Raw genomic sequence first — 3060 nt, 5'->3', positions numbered from 1 at the left:
CCCGCTCACGCCTGGTGCGCGCCGGCTGCGCCTTCGTGCGCGCCATTCACGAGCTGTTCTGGGCACTGCTGTTCCTGCAGGTGTTCGGTCTCTCGGCACTCACCGCCCTGGCGGCGCTGGCGATTCCCTATGCCGGTATCTTCGCCAAGGTCTATGCCGAGATCCTCGAGCAGACCCCGCGCGCGCCACGCGACGCCCTGCCACCCGGCAGCGGGCGGCTGGCGCGTTTCGTCTATGCCGAGCTGCCACTGGCCTGGTCCCAGCTCGCCGCCTATACCCGCTACCGCTTCGAGTGCGGCCTGCGCGCCAGCGTGCTGCTCGGCTTCGTCGGCCTGCCGACCCTGGGTTTCCATCTCGAGACCGCCTTCCGCGAGGGCCGTTACCACGAGGCGGGGGCGCTGCTGTGGCTGTTCTATCTGCTGATCGCCAGCCTGCCGTGGTGGGGCCACAAGCGGCTGATCCCGCTGTTGCTGGTGGGGGGCGTCTGGCTGCTGGGGCCGTGGCCCAGCGTGGACGGCGCGCTGCTGTGGCGCTTCGTCTCCGAGGACATCTGGCCGGCGGCGCTGCTGGCCGGCGACTGGGCGGGAATGCTCGCCTGGCTGGCGCGGATCCCGCAGCTGGGACCGGCCATCGGCAATACCCTGCTACTGGGTCTGCTCGGCACCGTCGGCGCGCTCGCTGTGGCGCTGCTCCTGTGGCCGCTGGCAAGCCGGCACTTCGGCAATCGCGGCACGCGACTGGCTGGGCACGGCGTGCTGATCTTCCTACGCTCGACGCCGGAGCTGATGCTGGCGTTCGTCTTCCTGCTGCTGCTCGGCCCCTCGCTGCTGCCCGCCTGGCTGGCCCTGGCGCTGCACAACGGGGCCCTGATCGCCTTCCTGGTGGCACGCCACGCCGATGCCATCAACCCCGGCATGCCGGGCCTGCCGGCCAGCGGGCGCCTGGCCTACGAGCTGCTGCCGCGGGTCTACCCCGGGCTGCTGGCGCTGCTCTACTATCGCGCCGAGGTGATCCTGCGCGAAACGGCGATTCTCGGCATGCTGGGGGTGGCCACGCTGGGCTTCTATATCGAAGAGGGCTTCGACTACCTGATGTTCGACGTGGCCTTCTTCCTGCTGCTGATCACCGCCGCGCTCAACATCGCCGTGGACACCCTCTCGCGACGGCTGCGGCCGCGAGAGGCGCCGCTGGACGACCCCTGCGTGAGGTGAGCAGGCTTCAGGCGCTCGGCACCATGGCCGTGACGGTGATCTCCACCTTGAGCTCGTCGGCAGGCATCGGCGCACAGACGCAGGTACGTGCCGGGGCATGGCCGGTGGGTACCCAGGCGTCCCACACCGCGTTCATGGCGGCGAAGTCATGGCCGTCCTTGAGGTAGATGGTGGCCGTCAGCAGGTGCTCGCGGTCCGAGCCGATCTCGGCCAGCAGCGCATCCACCCGCGCCAGCATGCTTTCGGTCTGCTCGGTGATGTCGCCGTGGCGCGCCTCGGGGCCGGCTACCTGGCCGCACAGGTAGGCGATACCCTGATGAATCACCGCGCGGCTCATGCGCGCCTTGGTATCATGACGGACGATGGTCATTTCTTTCTCCTCGGAAGTTAAAGCCCGTCGATTCTACCGCATCCCCAGCGCTCAGCGTCGATGCCCCACCGGCATCCGCAGGGATACCTCCTGTGCGGTATATCCAGCCAACGTTATGCATGGCAGTATACGACGGATCGTTATATCCACCGGGATATGACGATGACTCGCCCTAGCCGGACGAGCACAGAAGAACCCAACGGGGGAACGATCGATGAGCCGTGTTTTTCGTCTATTGGCCGGCATGGCCGTCCTCGGCCTGAGCCTGACCATCGCAACGGCCCTGGCCGACCCGAAGCCGACCCGAATTGCCGCCGCCTCGGACCTGCGCTTCGCTATGGACGAGATACTGGAGAACTTCGCCGCCGATCATCCCGAGCATCCCATCGAGGTGCTCTATGGCTCCTCGGGGCGTTTTCGCAGCCAGATCGAGCATGGCGCCCCCTTCGATCTGTTCTTCTCGGCGGACATCGCCTACCCCCAGGCACTGAAAGAGGCCGGCCATGCCGCCGGCGAGGTGATCCCCTACGCCGAGGGCCGCATCGTGATCTGGAGCGACGGGCTCGACGCCTCGGCACTGACCCTGGACGACCTTGCCGACGAGCGCTTCCGCCGCATCGCCATCGCCAACCCCCGCCATGCGCCCTATGGCGACCGGGCCCAGGTGGCCCTGCGTGCCAGCGGCCTGTGGGAAACGCTGGAGCGGCGGCTGGTGTTCGGCGAGAACATCGCCCACACCATGCAGTTGGTGCAGAGCGGTGCCGCCGAGGTGGGCATCATCGCCCTGTCGCTGGTCCGCCACCCGTCGATACTCGACCAGGGCGGCTACCATTTGATCGACGATTCCCTTCACGCACCGCTCACCCAGGGCTTCATCATCACCCGCCGCGCCGCCGACAACCCTACCGCCCGGCTGTTCGCCGACTACATGGGCTCGGCGGAAACCCGCAGCATCATGCGTGCCTATGGCTTCCAGCTACCCGATGAGTAAGGCGAGATGACCTGGTTCGGGATCGGCGAGGCCGACTGGATCGCGCTGCAGCTCACCTTCCGCCTGGCCCTGATCAGCACCGCCCTGTTGCTGGTGCTGTGCCTGCCGCTGGCCTGGTGGCTGGCCCATACCCAGCGCCGCATCAAGGTGGTGATCGAGGCGCTGGTCTCGCTGCCGCTGGTGCTGCCGCCCACGGTGATCGGCTTCTACCTGCTGATCCTGCTCGGCCCCCGCGGCGCCGTGGGCGGCACCCTGGAACGCCTGGGCGCGAGCCACCTGGCCTTTACCTTCACCGGGCTGGTGATCGGCTCGATGGTCTATTCGCTGCCCTTCGTGGTGCAGCCGCTGCAGAACGCCTTCCAGGCCATGGGGCGCCGCCCGCTGGAGGTAGCCGCCACCCTGCGGGCGGGGCCGCTGGATCGACTGGTGTCGGTGGTGCTGCCGCTGTCGCGCCAGGGCCTGCTCACCGCGGCGGTATAAAAACCCGG

4 protein-coding genes are annotated in these 3060 nt (G+C 68.0%); 3 read left to right on the top strand and 1 reads right to left on the bottom strand.

The features are described from left to right. On the top strand, positions 1–1211 hold a 1211-nt coding region (locus B8115_RS07270), incomplete at its 5' end, for an ABC transporter permease (protein ID WP_010627115.1). A 7-nt stretch (positions 1212–1218) separates the two neighbouring features. On the opposite strand, the gene B8115_RS07265 is transcribed toward B8115_RS07270, so the two are convergent. Continuing rightward, on the bottom strand, positions 1219–1581 hold the full coding sequence (locus tag B8115_RS07265) for a RidA family protein (RefSeq protein ID WP_010627114.1): 363 nt from the start codon (positions 1579–1581) through the stop codon (positions 1219–1221). A 214-nt stretch (positions 1582–1795) separates the two neighbouring features. Here B8115_RS07265 and modA point away from each other — a divergent pair, with 214 nt between their 5' ends. Together modA and B8115_RS07255 are read left to right on the top strand one after the other, a co-directional pair. Next, entirely contained in the window at positions 1796–2572 is a 777-nt protein-coding gene (gene modA, locus B8115_RS07260; RefSeq protein ID WP_010627113.1) for a molybdate ABC transporter substrate-binding protein, read from the top strand. Between the two features lie 6 nt (positions 2573–2578). Further along, positions 2579–3052 carry a molybdenum ABC transporter permease gene (locus B8115_RS07255; RefSeq protein ID WP_010627112.1) on the top strand — a complete coding sequence of 158 codons (474 nt, stop codon included), beginning with the start codon at positions 2579–2581 and terminating at the stop codon, positions 3050–3052. Positions 3053–3060 lie beyond the last annotated feature (8 nt).

Source organism: Halomonas sp. KM-1 (assembly GCF_000246875.1).
In the GTDB taxonomy this organism is placed as follows: domain Bacteria; phylum Pseudomonadota; class Gammaproteobacteria; order Pseudomonadales; family Halomonadaceae; genus Halomonas; species Halomonas aerodenitrificans.
The sequence above is the reverse complement of the archived record's forward strand: the minus strand, read 5'-3'. Positions and strand labels throughout refer to the sequence as shown.

What these genes read in the sequence shown, in the direction of transcription:
- B8115_RS07265 (WP_010627114.1), bottom strand. Translation starts at nt 1,581, where the DNA reads ATGACCATCGTCCGTCATGATACCAAGGCGCGCATGAGCCGCGCGGTG.
- modA (WP_010627113.1), top strand. Translation starts at nt 1,796, where the DNA reads ATGAGCCGTGTTTTTCGTCTATTGGCCGGCATGGCCGTCCTCGGCCTG.
- B8115_RS07255 (WP_010627112.1), top strand. Translation starts at nt 2,579, where the DNA reads ATGACCTGGTTCGGGATCGGCGAGGCCGACTGGATCGCGCTGCAGCTC.